At 39.8% G+C, this 20,228-nt stretch carries 11 protein-coding genes and 1 pseudogene; 4 read left to right on the plus strand and 8 right to left on the minus strand.

The genetic code is table 11. The features are described 5' to 3' along the window. The first annotated feature begins 21 nt into the window (after nt 1-21). Complete coding sequence (locus IV84_RS00785) at nt 22-822, plus strand: helix-turn-helix transcriptional regulator (protein ID WP_046872173.1); 801 nt, start codon at nt 22-24, stop codon at nt 820-822. A gap of 99 nt (nt 823-921) precedes the next feature. Here IV84_RS00785 and IV84_RS00790 read toward each other — a convergent pair whose 3' ends face one another. The 5 genes from IV84_RS00790 to IV84_RS00810 form a co-directional block, all read right to left on the minus strand. Further along, a complete protein-coding gene (locus IV84_RS00790; protein ID WP_056985973.1) occupies nt 922-7,272 on the minus strand; it encodes a MucBP domain-containing protein in 6,351 nt (2,116 codons plus the stop codon). 215 nt (nt 7,273-7,487) lie between these two features. After that, nucleotides 7,488-8,048: a TetR/AcrR family transcriptional regulator gene (locus IV84_RS00795; protein ID WP_056985974.1), complete on the minus strand. Its 561-nt coding sequence runs from the start codon at nt 8,046-8,048 to the stop codon at nt 7,488-7,490. Between the two features lie 18 nt (nt 8,049-8,066). Continuing rightward, entirely contained in the window at nt 8,067-10,631 is a 2,565-nt protein-coding gene (locus IV84_RS00800) for an ABC transporter permease (RefSeq protein WP_052694550.1), read from the minus strand. 9 nt (nt 10,632-10,640) lie between these two features. Next, nucleotides 10,641-11,342, minus strand: coding sequence for an ABC transporter ATP-binding protein (locus IV84_RS00805; RefSeq protein WP_046872170.1), 702 nt, complete (start codon nt 11,340-11,342; stop codon nt 10,641-10,643). Between the two features lie 144 nt (nt 11,343-11,486). Continuing rightward, nucleotides 11,487-12,473, minus strand: coding sequence for a choloylglycine hydrolase family protein (locus IV84_RS00810; RefSeq protein ID WP_046872169.1), 987 nt, complete (start codon nt 12,471-12,473; stop codon nt 11,487-11,489). Between the two features lie 761 nt (nt 12,474-13,234). On the opposite strand from IV84_RS00810, the gene IV84_RS00815 reads away from it, so the two are divergent. The 3 genes from IV84_RS00815 (at nt 13,235) to IV84_RS00825 (ending at nt 16,167) form a co-directional block, all read left to right on the plus strand. Next, nucleotides 13,235-14,437 (plus strand): GGDEF domain-containing protein, encoded by a 1,203-nt coding sequence (locus tag IV84_RS00815; protein ID WP_052694549.1) that lies wholly within the window; start codon nt 13,235-13,237, stop codon nt 14,435-14,437. Between the two features lie 272 nt (nt 14,438-14,709). Continuing rightward, a complete protein-coding gene (locus IV84_RS00820) occupies nt 14,710-15,420 on the plus strand; it encodes an EAL domain-containing protein (protein ID WP_046872168.1) in 711 nt (236 codons plus the stop codon). A gap of 261 nt (nt 15,421-15,681) precedes the next feature. Then, a complete protein-coding gene (locus IV84_RS00825) occupies nt 15,682-16,167 on the plus strand; it encodes a glutathione peroxidase (RefSeq protein WP_046872167.1) in 486 nt (161 codons plus the stop codon). 110 nt (nt 16,168-16,277) lie between these two features. Here the strand turns inward: IV84_RS00825 and IV84_RS00830 are convergent, their stop codons facing one another. From IV84_RS00830 to IV84_RS00840, 3 genes and pseudogenes are all read right to left on the minus strand, one after another. Then, nucleotides 16,278-17,483 carry a metal-dependent hydrolase family protein gene (locus IV84_RS00830; protein ID WP_046872166.1) on the minus strand — a complete coding sequence of 402 codons (1,206 nt, stop codon included), beginning with the start codon at nt 17,481-17,483 and terminating at the stop codon, nt 16,278-16,280. 146 nt (nt 17,484-17,629) lie between these two features. Continuing rightward, nucleotides 17,630-18,397 (minus strand): sulfite exporter TauE/SafE family protein, encoded by a 768-nt coding sequence (locus IV84_RS00835; protein ID WP_046872165.1) that lies wholly within the window; start codon nt 18,395-18,397, stop codon nt 17,630-17,632. Nucleotides 18,398-18,479: 82 nt separating this feature from the next. Continuing rightward, nucleotides 18,480-19,905: pseudogene (locus IV84_RS00840) on the minus strand (MFS transporter). Nucleotides 19,906-20,228 lie beyond the last annotated feature (323 nt).

Raw genomic sequence — 20,228 nt, forward strand, 5'->3', positions numbered from 1 at the left:
GTAACTTGGAGGAAAAAAACTATGTTTTACTATGATTATGATCAATTGAATTTTGCACACCATAAACTAGACTCAAAAAAAGCTAACTATTTACTTCGGTTTTCTTTTTTGGAATACAGCTTAATTTTTAATTTTGAAAAACGTGAGTCGTCACGTGCCAAACGTGAACTGGCATCTTTCTTTGAGAACCATGCCGATCTTATTAAAGAAGCGTCTCATGAGGAACTACACCGCAGCTTAATCAATGTTGTGAGTGATTTTACAATGACTGGATTGGCAAACCATTTCAATGCAACAAACTTCGTTCAATTACGTGAAACTTACTTTGATTGGCTAACACCAGAAAAGCCTGAGAATCCTGAAGATTTCCAGAAAACATTGGAATTAATTTGTAAAGATTTCTACAATTTACAGACGCCTGAAGATGAAATTACCGCTACGGATACTGTTCCTAAGCAAGTTTATCAAATTACCTATTATGTAAATATGCATTTGTATGACAAAATGCAGCCAATTCGCATTGCTGATTATTTGAATCTTTCTTACCAATACGTTTCTCGTTTGTTCACCCACACGATGGGATTGTCGATTCAAAGTTACATCGATAAACAGCGCGTTGACGAGTCCAAAAAATTGCTTCTCCATACTGACTTACCATTAAGTGAAATTGCCCGGATGCTAAATTATTACGATTCCAGTAACTACATCAAGCATTTTAAAAAGTTCTCAGAAACAACCCCTAAACAATATCGTTTGCAGAACAAGCGCGAGCGTTTCCGCTTGAAACAAGAAGCGTTAGAAAAAGCAAATCAGCAATACTAATCCATTCAATATATTTAAACATGCTAAACGCAAAGAAAGACCGATAAAACACTATTAAGTGATTTATCGGTCTTTTTATATTGAATTAATATTTTTCTTTTACTCTTGTTCGTGTTTCTTCCGTTTGATTCCAAATAATCCAAAGATCATGGCCATCAAACTCATCCCAATTACCGCCAAAGGATTTCTTTGACTTTCACCAGTTTGCGGCAATTGTTTGGCTTGAGCTTTAGCATGATAACGAGTTTTTCTCGTTTGCGTGTTAGCACTTAAATTGGTCTGTGAACTGGTACTAAAACTAGCTTTTTCAACAGAACCGTTAGACTTCTGGCTCGGAACAGTGTTAGTACCCTCATGTTTACCTGAGTCAGTAGGCGTCTTACCAGGTATTGTTTCGGTATCATCGCCGCCGTTGCCTCCAGGATTAGGTGATGAAGTTTTAGCTTTATAAACAAGCGTAATCGTCTCGTTACCAGTAATTGTCCCAGAAAGTGAACCATCAGCATTTAGGAATGTGTATCCTGAAATCGTAGGGGCCATTAAGTTGTACGCATTGCCAACATAACCATTCAAAATCTGATCGGTTTTAATTGTGTTGCCCTGCTCATCCACAAACTTAAACGTTACTTTTGCCGGTGTTTCTTCAGCTACTTGACCATGTTTGTAAACCAATGTGATTGTGTTGTCACCGGTAATCTTGCCATTCAATGGTTGGTCGGATGAGGCAAATGCATAGCCTGCAATCGTTGGTGCCGTTAAATCATACGCGTTACCAACATAGCCATTAAGAACCTCATCGGATTTAATCGTGTTGCCTTGTTCATCCACAAACTTAAACGTGACTTTTGCCGGTGTTTCTTCGGCTACGGTTCCGCTCTTATAGACAAGCGTAATCGTATCATCACCAGTAATTTTACCGCTCAGTGGTTGATCAGACGAAACAAATGCATATCCTGCAATCATTGGCGCCGTTAAATCGTAAGCATTGCCAACATAACCATTGAGCACCTCATCGGATTTAATCGTATTACCTTGCTCATCCACAAACTTAAACGTGACTTTTGCCGGTGTCTCTTCGGCAACCTGGCCGTGTTTATAAACCAATGTGATTGTATCATCACCAGTAATCGTGCCACTCAATGGTTGATCTGAGGAGACAAACGCATATCCCGCAATCGTTGGTGCTGTTAGGTCATAGGCGTTACCAACGTAACCGTTCAAAGTCTGACCAGCTTTAATCATATTACCCTGTTCATCCACAAACTTAAACATAACTTTTGCGGGTGTTTCTTGGGCCACTTGGCCATGTTTATAAACCAATGTGATTGTATTATCACCGGTAATCTTACCGTTCAGTGGTTGATCGGATGAGACAAATGCATAGCCTGTAATCGTTGGGGCTGTTAAATCATAAGCGTTACCAACATAACTATTAAGAATCTCATCGGATTTAATTGTTTTGCCTTGCTCATCTATGAACTTAAAGGTAACTTTTGCTGAGGTTTCTTGGGCTACAGTTCCGCTCTTATAGACAAGTGTAATCGTGTTGTCACTAGTAATAGTTCCGCTTAATGGCTGATCAGATGAAGCAAACGCATATCCTGCAATCGTTGGTGCTGCGAAATCATATGCATCGCCCACATTACCGTTCAACGTTTGATCCGCTTTAATTGTATTTCCTTGCTCATCTACAAATTTAAAAGTTACATTGGCTGGTACCGGTGTAATTGTAATCGTTCCAGTTACATCCTTGTCACTAACCGTGTAATTATTACCAACTGCTGTTTGTACTTTGGCCAAACCAGCTGGAAATAAGGAGTACGTATAATCACCGCTAGCAGTACCATCATTTGTGACAGTAATATCTGAACTTGTTAAATTAACAGTTTGTCCATTGACGGTCGCCGTTAAATTGTCCGCTTCACTAGCCTTAGTGGTTCCGTCGTATGCAAAGCCTCCAGGATTCAAAACAACAGATGCATTGGCAGCCTTAATTGTTAGACTACCAGCCACCACTGAAACAGTATAATTTGGATTATCAGTGGCAACGGCGGTTACATCAATTGGATATGTCCCTTGATCGACATCCTGACTCACATCCGTTAAGCTATAAACTAAATCTGCGCCATCAGTTGGCTTGCCCTCCACACTAGCTGTTAAATCATCACTATATGGTTTACCATCATACGATTTAGAAACAGTTGGTGCAGTGATAGTAACTGGCGCTTTGTCAATGATAATTGTACCTGTGCTTCCTTGACTAACTGTATAGCCGTTACCAATTTTGGCCTGTACTTTAGCTAAACCATTATCATTTAAAGTAAATGTATAACTTCCTGCATTTGCACTGTCACTACCACTGGAAATAGTAATATCTGAACTGTCTAAATCAACCGTTGTCTTTTTACCGCTTGTCAATGTCACTGTTGCGACCAAGCCAGTTGCGTCACTAGCCTTTTTCGTACCATCATACGTAAATTCGTTACCAGTTAAATCTGCAGCAGCCGATCCTGCTGTGATCGAAATTTTCCCAGTCACATTATTGTCATTAACCGTATAATTATTACCTACAACTTCTTGTACCTTTGCCAACCCAGTCGTTGTTAAAGTATAGACATAATCATTTACACTAACACCATCTGAGATCACGTTAATATCATCACTGTTTAAATCTACGACCTTTGTAGCTCCATCCGCGGTTGCAATTGTCATTGTTGCCGTTAAGCCAACAGCTTCACTAGCCTTCGTGGTCCCGTCATAAGAAATTTTCACATTATTTAATAAAGCTTTAGTCTCATACGGAGTAATGTTGATCATCCCTGTAGTATCCGGATCGCCCAAGCTCGTTGTGGTTCCAATAATGGCTTGAACTGCGGATAGTCCAATTGCTGATAAACCATACGTATACGTATTAACTGTCTTTCCATCATTAGTTACCGTAATATCTTTGCTACCTAAACTCAATGTTTGGGTAGTACCATCTGTTAAAGTGATCGTAGCAACCAAACCACTAGCATAGCTAGCATTAGTTGTACCATCATAAGTAAAGCTCTGTTTATTTAAAGCTACAGTAGGAGCATTTAGAATTGTGATCTTAGCTGCAGAATCCGTCCCCGAGATAGCAGGAACATAACCGTCCGCGTAAAATGCTGTCTGCAAATAGCCTGTCTTCCCGGCCTGATTATTAAAATCAGTAGTGGTTCCCGTAATTGCAATTCTTCCGGTGGAAGCATTACTTGGAATAGCATTAAATTCAATGATAATTGAACAAACAGATGACCAATTTCCTGATACCTGCTCAGCCGTCATATATCCCGCTGTGGATACAGTATCACCAGGTGCTTGTTGTGAGGTCGAATAGAGAACTGTAGCTGTTAAGGCATCCCCAGTTGTATAAGTACTTGGTAAGGCAATCGGACCTGTTAAATCAAATGTATATCCCGAACCTTGACTATCACCAACCATTGGCAGATTAATCAAGGAAACTGCATTTGTTGTTTTTGAAGACACAATGTTAAGAACTGTGTCATAGAAAGTCAGTGTCTGATCTCCACCAATATAGGAAGTGCCATCTTGTACCGCAGTCAAGTCCTGATTTCCTTGTGCTAAGCTGGCATTCGCAAGTGTTGCTACAGCTGCAATCGTCCACGTTCCTTTTCCATCGCCCATCAAAACTGCATTTGCATCACCATCAGTAAAGGAAGTGTCAGTGACGGCCGTTTTATTTGTCAGCTGGGTTTCCGGAGATGTCACATACATTAGATATTCATAACTTCCTGGCATTGCATCACTATTATTGGCCAAATCAATTTGTATGAGATAGGTGTCTTGAGTTGTCACAGAAACGCCTGTACCCGTGTAATCAATTTTAACTACCTCTCGACCATCATCTGCTAGAAATTCGTAAACTACACCACCATCGGGAAAATTTGTGACGCCTGTAACAGTCGTGGCAGATGGGATAACAAAGTAGTAAACAGGTTCATAGATCTCATTTGCTGTTTGCCCAGTATTACCAGACATTGCAAGCGAAAGAGATCCTGCGTTTGTTGCCCCAACAACCTCACTTGTTTGATGTTTATAGCCCGTAACCGTAGCAACTGTATCTTTTGGATAAATTACCGTTTGCGTAGATGACGTATCGGTTGTGGTTCCGTTAATGTCGACTTCAATAGATGATGCAAGCTGATCACCATCATTGACTGAAGAACCATCATCATAAGTCGAAGAAAGGGTACCGTATACAATGAATCCGGTTCCAGATAAAGTAAGTAGACTTGTTCCATGAATACTACCACTTGTTGCCCCGGCGGCTAAAAAATTAGGTGTAAATGTAACCGTACGAATGGCCGAACTATCATTCGGCGTAAGCGTTCCCCCTGCCAGGACGGTCCCCTTTTCGACCGTTCCATCTGCCAATGTCATAGTATACGCATAGCTGGTTGCCCCAGGCAGATAAGAAGTTGTCGTGGCACCTTCACTTGGCACTTGAATGCTTGTTGCATCAAGCCCATTCGCAATATTTAGGGTAATTATCGCATCCGTCAGTGAATTGGCACTTTCCGTGCTAAATACAAATGTGTTAAGTGAAGTCGGGTCATTAGTTAGATCGTTATCGAGTAAAAGCTTTGTACTAGACGAGCTACTGTTTCCAACTGCTGTCATGTCAGCACTTTGTTCTCCCGAATCACGAGATGCGAGAACAGTTTCTGTCCAGCTGTCTGCAGCTGTTGAAGTGATTGTATCTCCGGCAGCATTAATGACTTGGGTCAATGTTGCTGGGTCTGAAGCCGTTAACGTTTGTTCACTGGCAGTTTGCGCCACATCGTATGCTCCAGCAATTTTATAGGAAAAATCGGTACCAGTTTGATAATTTTGTTTGCCTGAACCGGCTGGTACAGTGATAATCACGTTACCGCCTTTTCCATCCGGTTGCGTAATTGTGGTGCCATCTGTAAAACCATTTAAAGAATTAGTGAGACTGCTATCAAAAGTAAAACTGCTGGGGACTGGAATCGTAATCGTGGTTCCACCAAAGTTGGCCGCAGAATTAACTTGATTTGATTTAGACCCATTGTCCAAAACTCCATCGGCCTCATTTGCACTGATGTTATAAACGTAATCTGTGTTTGGTAATACCGATCCAACTGCTGTTGTTGGATACGTGCGGCTTGGCGTTGATAAGGACGCCGTTGGACTAATCGTTTGGGTAAACAGCACTGGGGTTTGTGTTGTACCATTAATCGTGTAATTAATAGTATTAGTTGTTGTGCCAATATCTGTCATTGGGGCCGGCTGTCCAAGATAATTACTGTTTTGATCTAAAGTAATTGTCTGACTGAAACTCTGTGTTCCAGTCAAGGTTGAACTGAGCGTATCCGTAATCGTTGTCGAACCATCTGCATTTTTAACAAATGTTGTAGTTCCGCCGGTGGACATCGTGTCAAAATTTTTATTTAGTTGATACACACTGCTGTTGGCAGGAATCGTAATTGTAAACACATCATTCGCAGAACCAGTAAAGCTAAATGTAATTGTCATACCATCTGCACTGGTGCCATATCCCATCGAGTTTTCTGATAATTTAACACCTGCACTAGCTGCCGATACGGCCGCAACCATTGTCCTTCTAGCTCTTACATTCATTAATGGCGCTGCAGTTTGTTTGGTGTCATCCGGAATTACCACCACATTACCAACTGCATCTGTCGCCGTAAGTTCTGTACTTGAGATACTGATATTTTCATCCGAAACAGCCACTGAAGTAGCAGCTGACAAGCTCAAGTCACTAGTATCACTGTTTGACGCACCAATACTAGGAGTTGCGTTAGAAGATTCTGCCGTCGAGGCCAAAGATGTAGATCCATTAGCAACTGAACTTATTGAACCACTAGAAACAGCACTACTAGAAACTGTACTTGTAGATAAGCTCTTCATGCCAGATGCTGTTGCTGATTCGGAACTAGGCGAAGAACTATTATAAGTTGTTGAATTCGTTGCTGAACTCGCATCACTAATTACAGATGATGAACTGGAACTGCTTGAACTTGACTGTGCCGATAAACTAGAGGAACTTGTTGATGAGTTTTTAGAACTATTAGAATTCTGTGTTTTGGAAACAGTACTACTGCTTGTAGATGAGGAGTTATTTGCAGAAGTATTAGAGGGTGCGTTCAAGGAACTTGTAGAAGCTACACTGGAATTTTCTGAACTAGCTGCTGCGGATGAAGAACTCGTACTACTTGTTACAACCGAACTTTCGTTTTCTGCATTCGAAGTATTGTCATTCGCCTGAACCGCATATGGTCCAAAAGTAAACCCTGCTCCAAAAGTAAACAGGGTAATCCCCGCAAAAAGCCATCCCTTAGTGGTTTTATACATCTTATAATGTTCTTTATTTTCTCCACTATCATGAATTAATTTTGAATATTTTTTATTTTTAACTTGCATAACTAATCGCCCTTTCTTTCCGTTTACGTTTTATGCAACAAATCATCAGTTTATATGTATATAGGTATAATTATACCACTTTATAGGAGATCAACCTCTGTCTTTTTAGGTCTTCAACTCATAAGCATACAATTTTTCAGAGAAGACATTAGTATAAATTACAGCCTTACAATGCAAAAAAACAAGACTGAAATTACTCCAGCCTTGTTTCTTCATTATTTTAAAATGCGATCCAAAATCCCTTGAATTAAATCAGCTACTAACTGTTCATAATCTCCCGCTGGCAATTCATCGTGGTGACTGTCCACTACAATTAATGCCCCGAACAGTTGCTGTACACGTGATACCGTCATCCCCGGTTGAATCAAATCATGATCTTTCCACTGCTTAATCAGCTGTAAAACCGTGTAATACATAAAATTTTCTTCCACTGAGGTCTTATTTTTGATTAGCTGTTTCAGTTTTGGATTTGTATACCAAGCCCGTAAAATCAGATTATTGTTCGCTTGATTTCGCAATTGACTCATCACTTTAGGCAATAAAGTTCGTGGATTTTCACTAAGATCACTTGTTGCCAATACCGCTTGCTTCACCCGTTTATTTTCTTCAACATAAACTTGAACAAAGATTTCTTCTTTAGAATTATAAAAACGGTAAAACGTTCCGACCGCAACTTCCGCACGCTTCGTAATTGCAGCAATACTAGTTTTTTTGAAACCTAATTCGTTAAAAGTTTTCTGGGCGGCATTGAAAATTTTTTGTTGTTTCTCTTGCACGCGAAGTTCTCCTTTCAACTATTCACCTGCTGATAAAGCATCCAACATATCAATATGTTTGAGTTTAAAATGCGTCAAAATTCCGATAAACAAGCTAAAGCATCCCGTAATGACCGCGGACCAGATGAAACCTGGATAATGGATCGTCATCGGGAATAAGATACTCCCAGTTTGCGCCTTGACCATAATAAATTGGTGCAAGAACAATCCGATTCCCCAACCAACGACAATTCCAGCAATTGTAAAGATCACATTTTCACGCGCCACATAGGCGGTTACTTCTCGATCGTAGAATCCCAACACTTTAATCGTCGCTAATTCACGCATCCGTTCAGAAATGTTAATGTTCGTTAAATTATAGAGCACAACCAAAGCCAGCGCGCCGGACATCACGATCATAATCAAGACAACCGATCCCAGTCCACCAGTACTTAACGAACTAGCCGCATACCTTGGAAAACTAACGTTCAAAACACCCTTTTCCTTCAGTAACTGCCGACTTAACTTTTCCCGTTGCGCCTTTTTAGTATGGGTTGTTTTCACTAACCGGGTTGTCGTTTGAACAGAGTTACCCGTTAACTTTTTATAGTAAGCCTGAGTGGTATAAAGCCAGTGACCAGCATAGTTGGTGGTCACACCTGTCACCTTAGCCGTCACTTTCTTGCCACCGATCTGAAGGTTAACTGAACTACCAGCCTTCGCATGCATATCGGTTGCGAGTTTTTCGGATAAAATGACGCCCTTATTAGTTAAATGAAGCCTTTTACTTGTTGCAACTGATTTCAATGTCACATACTTGGCAAAGTTAGTCGTTGTTTTCGGAACCATTAAGGTGACCGTATCATTGGCCGTTCCATGTGTCGGTCTAGCTGTAATCGACTTCACCATCACTGGTTTTTGCGCCGCAATATTATCCGCATGAACTTGTTGCGTTGCTTTTTCAACGGTAACCAATGCTTGAAAATGTTGCACGTCTTCATACTGAGTCGGAACCAAGTCGTTCACGGAATCTTGAATCCCAAATCCCGTCAAAATTAAACCCGTACATCCGGCGATTCCCACAATGGTCATGATCATTCTGCCCTTATAACGGAAGAGGTTTCGATAACTCACCTTTTGATTGAAACTCAGATGTGACCAAAGTGGTTTGATGCGTTCCAACAAGATACGTTTACCAGCTTTTGGAGCCCGTTCCCGCATCAAGTTCGTTGGTACCTCGCGCAAATTAATGGTTAGAACAATTAAGGCACTGCCTAACGTCGCAATTAAGCCTGCTACCATTGTCTGAGCAAGATACGACCACGGAATCACGCCCACAAATTCAGTTAGATTATTATTGCTGAGCAAACTAAAGACAAACTGTGGCAAGGTCAGCATTCCCAGCACACCACCAAGTCCGGCACCTAAAATTCCTGCTAACAAGGTATAAACAATGTACTTCATCGCAATTTCACGTTTGGTATAGCCTAACGCGCGCATCAGACCAATTTCACGACGGTTTTTCTCCACCATTCGCGAAATTGTGGAAAATGTAATTAGAATGGCAATGAATAAGAAGAAACCGGGGAAGATAATCGCAATTGCCGCAATACTGTGCGATTCATCAAAGTAATCTTGGTACCCAGGGTTGGTACTGCGATCGTTATACATATAAGTTGGTTTCGCAATTTGCTTAATCTGAACTTCAGAAGCCGCAATCTTCTTTTTCCCAGCTGCGAGTTCTTGTTTAGCCGCTTTGGTTTGGGTCGTTTGATAACCACTTGGGACCTTGGCCAATTGTTTTTCTTGTTGTTTAAGTTTATCAGACTGTTTATCTAATTTAGCTTGTGCACTCGCCTGCAATTGTTTTTGCCGGTCACGAGGTCGCTTGCTTAAAGTTGCTTTCAAACTAGCTTTTTGCCGATCAACCTGGTCATTATAAGCATCTGTTCCGGCTGCATAGTGATTCGAATTTTTAAATTGCACCGCAATCGCAGCATATTCTTTTTGACTAAATGCCCCGTTCGGCACGCAGGCAAAATAATCGACGGTTCCGCTACCTAAATTGGTCGTCCCGCGATCTGTACTGCTGACAAATTGGGGCGAATTAACAAAGCCGACAATTTTAAACGTGCGCCGTTTTAAATTGGTATTCTTAGGAAGCTGATAGGTATCACCGATATGATAACCATTTTCTTTGGCCTTGGCATCTAAAACAATTTGATTAGTTTTAGTTGGTAATTTACCACTTACCAACTTCAATTTATCAAGCTTAGCCTGTTTTTGATAACTGTACACACTGACAACTTGGTTACGACTCTTTTGCAACGTAACCATATGGCTTGCCGCTGTTTGCTTAACATTTTTATTGTGCTTAATTGAAGTTAAATCACTGTTTGTCAGGCCCATGGTTGAGCTAACTTTAACATCACTTAGTTGCTGTTGTTGAAAATAGTGATTTGCTGATTGGTTCAGATCCGGCCCAACCCCTCGAATCCCCACATAGAGTAATGACCCCAACAAAATAATCAGCACGATTGAGACAAATTTACCCATTGATTGCGTAATCTCACGCACGGTAGCCTTAAAATAAGTTCGATTCATTATTTCCACCTACCATTCAATGTTTTCAACGGGGGTTGGGTGCTCGTTGCGTTCAATTCCTTTAACCTGGGCATCCTTTAGATGGATTACCTTGTCGGCCATCGGAGCAATCATTGAATTATGCGTCACAATTAAAACAGTTCGGTGGGTTTTGCGCGCCGTGTCTTGCAGTAATTTCAGAATTTGTTTGCCGGTGTGATAATCTAAAGCCCCGGTTGGCTCATCGCATAAGAGCAACTTGGGATTTTTTGCCAGTGCTCGGGCAATAGCGACTCGCTGCTGCTCGCCACCTGATAATTGGGCTGGAAAGTTTGCCATTCGTTTTTCCAGGCCGACATGCTTAAGCGTTTCATCCACATCTAAAGCGTCCGAAGCCACCTGACTAGCCAGTTCCACGTTTTCGTGGGCCGTTAAATTAGGAATTAAATTATAAAACTGGAAAACAAATCCCACCATAGTTCGGCGATATTCAGTTAATTGACGTTCAGTATAAGTGGCAATATCTTGGCCATCAATGATAATGCTGCCCTCGGTTGGATGATCCATACCGCCCAGCATGTTTAAAACCGTTGATTTTCCGGCTCCTGACTCGCCTAAAATTATGACCAGCTCACCTTCATCAATATCAAAACTAATTTTATCGTTCGCAACGATTGTATTATTTTCCATTGTATATTTTTTTGTTTCGTCTTTTAATGTAATAAACGCCATTTTAGTAATCGTCCTCTCTGATCCTGTTTCGTTATTACTTGAATTATAGCATTTAAAATCTGGCTTTAATGAACCTAAGCAAATTAAAAAACACCATTATATAAACAGATTTCTCAACCTTCATATATATTGGTGTTTTCAAAATTAATTTACCGAATTAAATTGTTGTTCAGACTGTAATGGATACTCAGTCGGTTTGTCGGCATTTAAAACTGCCGGTGTTAGCGCTACTCGCGTAATTGTCTGATCAGCATAAGGTTGCATGTAATAGGCGCCCTCGTCCAAGCTCATATACCCGCGATACTGCGAATAATCACAGCCACCTTCATCGTCAGCTTTAACACCCTTAGGAATTTCCACACTATTCAAGATGTGTGACAGGGCATTAATCGAACTAGCTGTAGTGTCAGCCTTTTCTGTATTCTCACGGATAAATGCCGCTCTTACGAATCGGGACACCGATGTATAATCGCCAGGTAGTCCCAGCGCACCACTGCCTAAACCATAAGCATCAGATTTAAATTCACCATAGGTTTTTTCACCATGTGAAGTTGGTTTTAATTGAACGTAATTATTCAGATTCTTCAAATGCCACTGAAAATCAGGACTGTTGGTCATCACTTTGGCGGGATCATCCATCACGTGCATCCCATCACCGTCTTGCTCTAATACCACACAGGCACCAGTTTTATCAGCCACAATCCAATGAAGTGGCACAACCATTTTAAATAGATCATTGGCCACGGCCACAATATTGACGTCATTAATTTTAGCTTTTAAACCAGCTACACTAGTAACATTGCCAAGGATCCAATTAATCATCTCGTGAGGGGCCAAATTTATTTTATCAGCTTCAGTTTCTTCGGCAAACTTTGCCAAGCCGTCAAAGTAAAGCGTCGCCGCCCCCACACCAGCCTCGTTAACGCCATCAACCAGGATGTAGCCATTCAGATCACGGCCAGCACCGGTAAAACCTAGTTTGGTATCAAAACCTTCTGCATCAGCATCGCTTTTAAAATGAAAATTACGGGGAACCACAACAGGACGGCCGCCCAATTCAAACGAAAAATCCATTGTTCGCGCTAAAAACCAGTTCCCTTTTGCATTCTGATACATTACACTCGTACACATCAGTGCGTCACATCCCATCGATCATTTTTTAAAACTTAGATTCAGTATATTCTGATTAAAAACGCAATTCAATTAGAAATTACGTGATCACTCATCTTTTCACCAATCAAAATTAGTAGGAATTTTGGTGAAGATTATTGCGTAAAACTTGAATAATAGGTGCAGTGGAGGCGTTGATGAAAGAGTGTGTCGATGTCACTTGGCGATTTATCGCTTAGAGAGGGAGACTGGAGAGGTCCGCTTCTGGCCTGAAGGGCAAAAATTTAGCTCGCAAGCGACCCACACGGCCCCACATCAGCGCCGGAACGAAACTAAAAGCAGGTAAAAACTTAAATAAAATCTAATTAGAGGTACTACCTACTAAAATTTGACACATACATATGCTTGGAACCATTTTAAAACCTAACTAATTTGTGTTAAACTAGCCCATAAGGTGCCAAATCTTATCAGACAATTGTCTGATGCGTGCTAAAACACGCCGCACTATTTAATATAGTGCTTTACAAGCAACCATCCCGACTACTATGATGGTTGTTTTTTTGTATTCTGCGTTCAAAATATTTAAGGAACCATCTAAAGCCAAATTTTTAAAAGCAGTTAATTAATGGGCTTAATTTTTCTGCCTAAATCCACTTTTTTGTCCTCTATTTTTTTGATATAATTAGGATCCGCGCCCTGTATCGTTAACAAATACAACGGGATTTTTTATATTTAAAACTATCTGGCTTATTTCATATCATTTTAGTTAAGAGATGAATTTTTTGACACAACACGAATGGCTATTGTCACCCTTATTCACTGGGATTTTTGTCACCCTTGGAATTATTTTGTTTTTCCAGCTAATTACCCGTTCAATGATAACCCACTCTAGGACGGAAGAAAAACCGATCAATTATTTAGTGGGTCGGCTATCCATTTTAAGTGTAGTTTACTTTTCTATATTGGGAGTGTACTTTGAATATGCTGCTGCCCACACCAAGCAAGATGTGGCATTTGTAGATTTTCGATTATTGCTATTATTCTATGTCATTATTTATTTGGGACAGCGAACCAGTTTAATTGTGATTTTATCAAGCTTCATTGCCCGTGCGGCATTCTGGGGTCTCACAATGGGCACCCTTTACTTTGTTCTTACCACGGTTCTCATCTATTTGTTTGTAAGTGTTATTGTATACATTGTTCGATATTTCCATCTAAATCAATTAATCTTGATCGGGCTGTTAGATATCGTTGTCGGTGTGTTTTGGATAGTCTTTCACTTCATTCGTTTCCGCTATTTTAATGATGTAACGGTCTCTTCATCTTGGTATTATTGGATGGCCTTTATCATTATGAACTTTTCTTTGTACTACGGACTGACGCGCTTAAACAATGAAAATGACTACTTAACCAGCTTGACTCATCAAGCAAGTACTGATCCACTGACCAAACTAAAAAATTATTCCGTATTCAAAAAAGATTTTAATGAAGAATTCCATGCTTTTAAAAACGTCGATCAGCCATTAACAATGATTGCCTTTGATATTGATCATTTCAAACGTGTAAATGATCAGCATGGTCATTTAGCTGGTAATGCCGTTTTAAAAGCTGTTAGTCACCTCGTTGCTGAAAAAACGAAAACTATTCCTCAAGCAAAGTGCTACCGGGTGGGTGGTGAAGAATTTAATATTCTTTTACCTGATGTTACTTTAGAACAGGCTGCAAAATTTAGTTATCAGCTCCAGTCTGAAATTCGAGAAACAACTTTCAAAATCAATGAAAACAAAGCTATTCAGGTAACCATTTCTATGGGCGTTTCGACACTTCAAAAATCAGATGTTACACAAAATCTATTATACGAACGTACCGACCAAATGCTGTACCATTCAAAAGGTAAGGGACGCGATTGTGTCACCGTATCTAAACCGGAGACAAGTGATCCCAAGTCACTCTACGGCCAGGAAAAGTTTTCTAATAAAATTTAAATTAAAACCCTCCATATTTTCTATATATGAAGGATTTTTTAAAAAATTGAGTTTGTTATTATCACCATGGACAATTAGTTCCCGTTACAGAATCGAATTTGTTGCCCCAGCAAACATATTTAAACACCAAGTAACGCGTACCATCCCGTATTTTTCTATTGTGCCTTCAAAGATCTGTGATAAAATTATGTCGTTATCGTATTATTCAATTTACAAAAAGAATCAATATTTGGTGTCAAAAAGTTTTGAGCTCTAGGTCGGAGGAAACTATTATGATTCGTTTTTGGGGACAACCAAAATTCCTTTTATACCCATTACAACCAATTGGTTACGAGCTCTTTTTGCGCGAAAAAGTGACTAATGGTTGGGTTTTACCGACTGATTTTAAACGTTTCCCAGCGCAGCAAATTGCTGAGCTTCTGGTTCGAACAACATCACAATTCGCAGCTAAGTTTAAAAATATTTCTATTAACTTAAATCCTGAACAGTTTGTCGATTCAGACTTCTGTAATGCACTGCAAAGCACTAAAGAGCAGCTTTTGCCAGTTACTTTAACGGTTGAGCTCACAGAACATAACAGCCCCACGCTAGTCACTGAATCTCAAATCTACGAAGCTGCCAAACACTTCTCTGCTTGCGGCATTGACCTGATTATCGATGACGTTGGTTTTGGGAACAATCAGCTTAAAAGAATTCAATCTCTAGACCCTTTTATCCAAGAGTACAAATTTGGCATGCAAAATTTTCGCACAAATAAAGTTCTAGATAAATTGATTCCGCAACTAATATTCTGGAATGAACAGGCTCAAAAGAACCACAAGTTGTTTACAGTCGGGGGAATTGAATCAAAGGATGATCTCCTCCTCCTCAGTGATTGTAAAGTTGACATGCTGCAAGGGTTTGCCCTTGGCCATCCTGTTTACTTACCCACATCTGATGATCGGACTGCCACAACCGTTCTACCCTTTAATAAGGCTAATTAATTCAAAAATGGTGTTTGACTTAATTAAAGTCAGACACCATTTTTCGATTGTTCACAACTTACTTGGTAAATTTCTGTCGGTCTGGACTCTTCAAATTTGCTTTAATGACGGCAAGAACAGATATTTTAACTTAGTAATATTATCACGAGTTTAATAAGTCATTAAATATTTTCCAAACACACAAAGTTAAAATCTTACCAGAGCATTAAACACCAAGCTTTTCTTGTAAATAGTTATAATAAAAGCAAGGAGGTACTAGACATGTCAATATATGATTACACAGTAATGCTAGAAAACGGCAATACCTACTCATTATCAAAATATCGTGGTCACCCTTTAATTATCGTGAATACAGCAACTAAATGTGGCTTTGCCCCGCAATTTAAACAACTTGAACAACTCTATCAGCAATACAAAGATCAGGGACTGGTCGTATTGGGATTCCCATCTAACCAATTTAAACAAGAAGTTGCTACCAGTGAAGAAGCCGCTGCAGCTTGCCGTACGACTTATGGAGTTAGTTTTCCCATGCACACCATTGCGGATGTCAACGGCAAAAACGCCTTACCTTTATTTAATTATTTAACCCAATCTGCTCCAGGCGCCTTGGGCTCTGCCATTAAATGGAACTTCACTAAGTTTTTAGTGGATTCTGAAGGCAATGTTGTAAAACGTTACGCACCCAAAACCAATCCTTTAAAGATGACAGATGAAATCGAAAAAGTCCTCAGTAAAAACGTAAAATAACTTAAAAACATCCAGACCTGTAAAAAGGTTCTGGATGTTTTTAAGTTTCCTGAATTCTTTCAAAATATTGATCTCGTTATTTTAACCTGTTACAAACATCCCTAAACTTTTTACACAACTAGTTGGCCTTTTTTATAAATGGCTTTGTCCACTTGTTGCACTGCCTCAATTTTTTCCAAAGGATTTTCCTTCAACACTAAGAAGTCGGCAACCTTTCCAGCTTCCAAACTGCCATAATCATCACTAATTTTTAATAAATCAGCCGCATAACTGGTCGTCCCCAATAGTGCTTGATAAGGAGTTGCCCCAATTTTATGAACCATTAAAGCCAATTCTTCCCAGGTCCCAGTTTTAAAACTATTAAATGGGGTTCCAGCGTCCGTTCCGGTCACTAGCTTGACACCTTTTCTAAGCGCCATTCCGATGTTTTCATAAAAGGCTTTTTCGACTTGTTTATTCTTTGCCATCATGTATGCTGGGACTTTACCTTTTCCGTACTCAGAAATACATGCTGGCGCATTTAAAGTTGGCACTAAATAAACATGATGCTCCTTCATAAATGTCGCCTGTTTTTCATCTATATAAATCCCATGTTCAATTGAATCAACTCCGGCATCCAGTGCCAATTGAATCCCTTGATGACCTTGTGCATGTGCCGACACAATCATATGTTTCGAATGAGCTTCCGCAACTGCCACTTTCATTTCACCGATACTCAACTCGGTATCATCTACTTGATCACCTGCTGACATGACCCCACCCGTTACCATTAATTTAATATTTTTTGCTCCATTCTTAAACGCGATTCGTACTGCTTTGCGCATTTCGTCTGGGGAACTAATTAAATAAGAAAAATTAGTACTGCCATTTTCATTCTCAGGTGAGTCACCGTGACCGCCAAATATAGAAAATGGGCGCCCGCTTGGCACAATTTCAGGTCCTAAAACTTTGGTTTGCTTTGCAATTTTATTTAGCTTGATATCTGTATTAAACGCACAGCCGCATTCACGAATGTAGGTCACGCCAGAATGCAGGAGATCTTTTAAATTCTGCAACGCCGTAAAAGCAACTTCGGTTTCTGTTAAGAAATCCATTTTATTTGTTACTGGATTTAACATGATGTGGGTATGGGCATTAATCAATCCCGGCATAACGTACTGGCCGTTTAAATCCACTTGAGGATTATCATTTGTAGGTGTACCAGTCCTCATCTCTGTAAATTTTCCAGTTTCATTGTCAACTGTAAAGTATGTATTGGGTATAATTTTGTTATCGATCCCGTTAAATAAGTTAGCATTCGTGTAAGTTGTTTTCATTTTTGCATTTTCCTCATGTTTTCTTAATATTTACTAATTTAATTTTAACATTGATGGAACCATTTAGAAACTCATAATTGTTTATGTAAACAAAAAAACGATTTTCACTAAGAAATTTCTCAGCAGAAATCGAATTCCAATAATCTTTAAAAGTATGCGGTATAAAATAGATAACCCGCTAATCCAAAGGCAGCAAACGCGATGATCGTCCGTAACGGTTTAACCGGTACATGGCGAACCACCACTGGACCGGTGTAGCCACCAATAAACATCCCAATCCCAAGGGGAACCACCATCCACCAATAAACTTTGGTTGTAAAAGCATAGATAACAAGCGATAAAATATTTGTCATAAATGCGGCAAAATTTTTAATTGCATTGGTTACGGCAAAGGATTCGTTCAAAGTTACAATGAGAATCGACAACAAAATCATCCCCGCTGACGCTCCAAAATACCCAATATAAACACCAACTAGAAAGATTGCAATATTTTTTAAAATAACAGTTTTTAAACTACTCTGGTCAGTTTTAGCTTGCGGTGGTTGCCGTCTAAATTGTGACCATAGCATCAAAACTCCTGCCCCAAAAACCAAAAATGGAACCACCCGTTCAAAGGTCGTCGCTGGCGCAAATACTAGTAAAACACTTCCAACGACACCACCCATTAGGGTATAGGTGGTTACTTGCCAGGCCGTTTTTCGACTATGGTGTAATTCTCTTAATGAAGACAAACTAGATCCGGCTCCTGTAAAAATCAAAGCGGCCGTATTCGTCACATTCGCGCTAACTGGAGGTAGTCCTAACAAAAGTAATACCGGATACGAAACCAATGACGCCAATCCGGCAATTGACGAAAGCAGACCAGCGGCTATTCCTGTAACCAATAAAATTATAAATGTAAGCCATAGTGACAAAATTGCTACCCTCTTTTTTAGGTTCTTTATACAAAATTACTGAAAGTCATTCGTTTCAATACATTTCCCGAAAATCAATAAATCATTCCACTTTAACGCCCGCATTTTTTTCCATTCTCTGAGCCCAGATATTGATTCCCAAAGAAATTAGCATCAATACCAAAGCAACCAACATGATATTATGAAGACCGTTATGTAAAATTACCCGCATTTGTGGAATTAGGTGGGCTGGTAACGAACTAATATTAGTTGCATCACTTAGCTTATTCATCATCTTCATCGTAATCGTGCCATTTGACCGATTAACGCCCTTTCGAAGAGCACCATTCATGACTAAACCAAAAATTGATGCGGTGAATGTTTGACTAAGCATTCGAATTAAGAAACTAAACGAAGTCGCAACGGGAACATCCTCTTTATCGGCATCCTGTTGAACCTTGACTTGGAGTTCGTTGAAACACGCTCCATTACCAAATCCTTCAAATGCTCCGGCCACCAATAGAACCCAGTATGGCGTTTTAACACCACCAATAACCAGAAAAACAAACGAAATAATCAGCATGATAATGCCCATTGCAATAACTCTTTGTGGTGTAAAATAACGGCGTAATGGCGCTACCGATCCAGAGCCCATAAAATTAGTAAATGAACTTGGAATTTGCGTAGCTCCCCCAACAAGCGCACTAGTTCCCAGCAAGCCTTGAGCCCCACATTGGACTATAGATCAGGAATCCAACAAAAGCACCCCAAATCAATGTAAATAACGCAAAATCGACTACTAAAGCTCGATTTTTAAATAGGCGACTGGGAATAATTGGATCTGCAGCTCTTTTTTCAAAATGAGCCATCCCTGCTAAACAAATAATGGCAACGATAAAGGCAGCACCCACTAAAACATTGTTGCCACTCCCAATCATTTCAATGCCCGTCAATAAACTGATCAAGCCAACACTCATAAAAATGGCACCTGAATAATCGACCGGTTTGGTTTTGTGCGGTTCCTTTTTTAGTTTGTAATAAATTTGGACCAACAAGATGGAAAGTAACCCAACCGGAATATTCAAATAAAAAACCCAGTGCCAAGTGAATGCATCGACAATGAAACCACCCACTAAAGGACCGATGATCGTTGCGGTACTATAGCTTGCCGAAACCAGCCCTAGCACTTGCATACGTTTACGGGGATTTTCATACATCCGCGCATAAATAATGTAAGGTAATGAAACAACCCCACCATTACCGATTCCTGCAATCGTTCTAGCAATAATCAGAAAAACAATATTGGGTGCTAACCCTTGAAGTAAAGAACCCACAACAAAAATTAACGCTGCTAGTTGATAACTACGCTTATTTCCAATATGCTCCCCTAATTTGCTCCATAACGGCGTGCTAACAGCCGTTCCAAGTAAAAACACGGCCACAATCCAGCCCATCATTTCAATTCCGTGGAGATCAGAAATAATGGCTGGTAAGGCAGTGTTAATAATCGTACTATCCAGGCCACTCATCGCGTTCGATAATAATAACGCACAAGTAACAATTAAGATATTTCGTTTCGACAAAAGATTTCTCTTCTTCCCTTAAAAAGTTCACTAACTTTTATATTACAACTTATTTACCCAATGCGGAATAATTGGTATTATTTTTTTCAACCATCAAGCTTTGGTACTAGTTAACTGTTCCGAAAAATGATCAACACCTATATTTTTGGTCGCACGGTATAAGTGAAAAATTATCCAGTAAAACCAAATAAAAAAATAGCCTCCCAACCCACAGTTAGTGAATTAGAATGACTATTTAGGTTCTACAATATCTGTTGTTGGTAATAGAT

It is taken from the genome of Pediococcus damnosus (assembly GCF_001437255.1).
GTDB lineage: Bacteria > Bacillota > Bacilli > Lactobacillales > Lactobacillaceae > Pediococcus > Pediococcus damnosus.

Excerpts from the sequence above, each read along its gene's own strand:
- IV84_RS00800 (WP_052694550.1), bottom strand. The coding sequence starts at position 10,631 with ATGAATCGAACTTATTTTAAGGCTACCGTGCGTGAGATTACGCAATCA.
- IV84_RS00825 (WP_046872167.1), top strand. The coding sequence starts at position 15,682 with ATGTCAATATATGATTACACAGTAATGCTAGAAAACGGCAATACCTAC.
- IV84_RS00785 (WP_046872173.1), top strand. The coding sequence starts at position 22 with ATGTTTTACTATGATTATGATCAATTGAATTTTGCACACCATAAACTA.
- IV84_RS00790 (WP_056985973.1), bottom strand. The coding sequence starts at position 7,272 with ATGCAAGTTAAAAATAAAAAATATTCAAAATTAATTCATGATAGTGGA.
- IV84_RS00830 (WP_046872166.1), bottom strand. The coding sequence starts at position 17,483 with ATGAAAACAACTTACACGAATGCTAACTTATTTAACGGGATCGATAAC.
- IV84_RS00805 (WP_046872170.1), bottom strand. The coding sequence starts at position 11,342 with ATGGCGTTTATTACATTAAAAGACGAAACAAAAAAATATACAATGGAA.
- IV84_RS00820 (WP_046872168.1), top strand. The coding sequence starts at position 14,710 with ATGATTCGTTTTTGGGGACAACCAAAATTCCTTTTATACCCATTACAA.
- IV84_RS00810 (WP_046872169.1), bottom strand. The coding sequence starts at position 12,473 with ATGTGTACGAGTGTAATGTATCAGAATGCAAAAGGGAACTGGTTTTTA.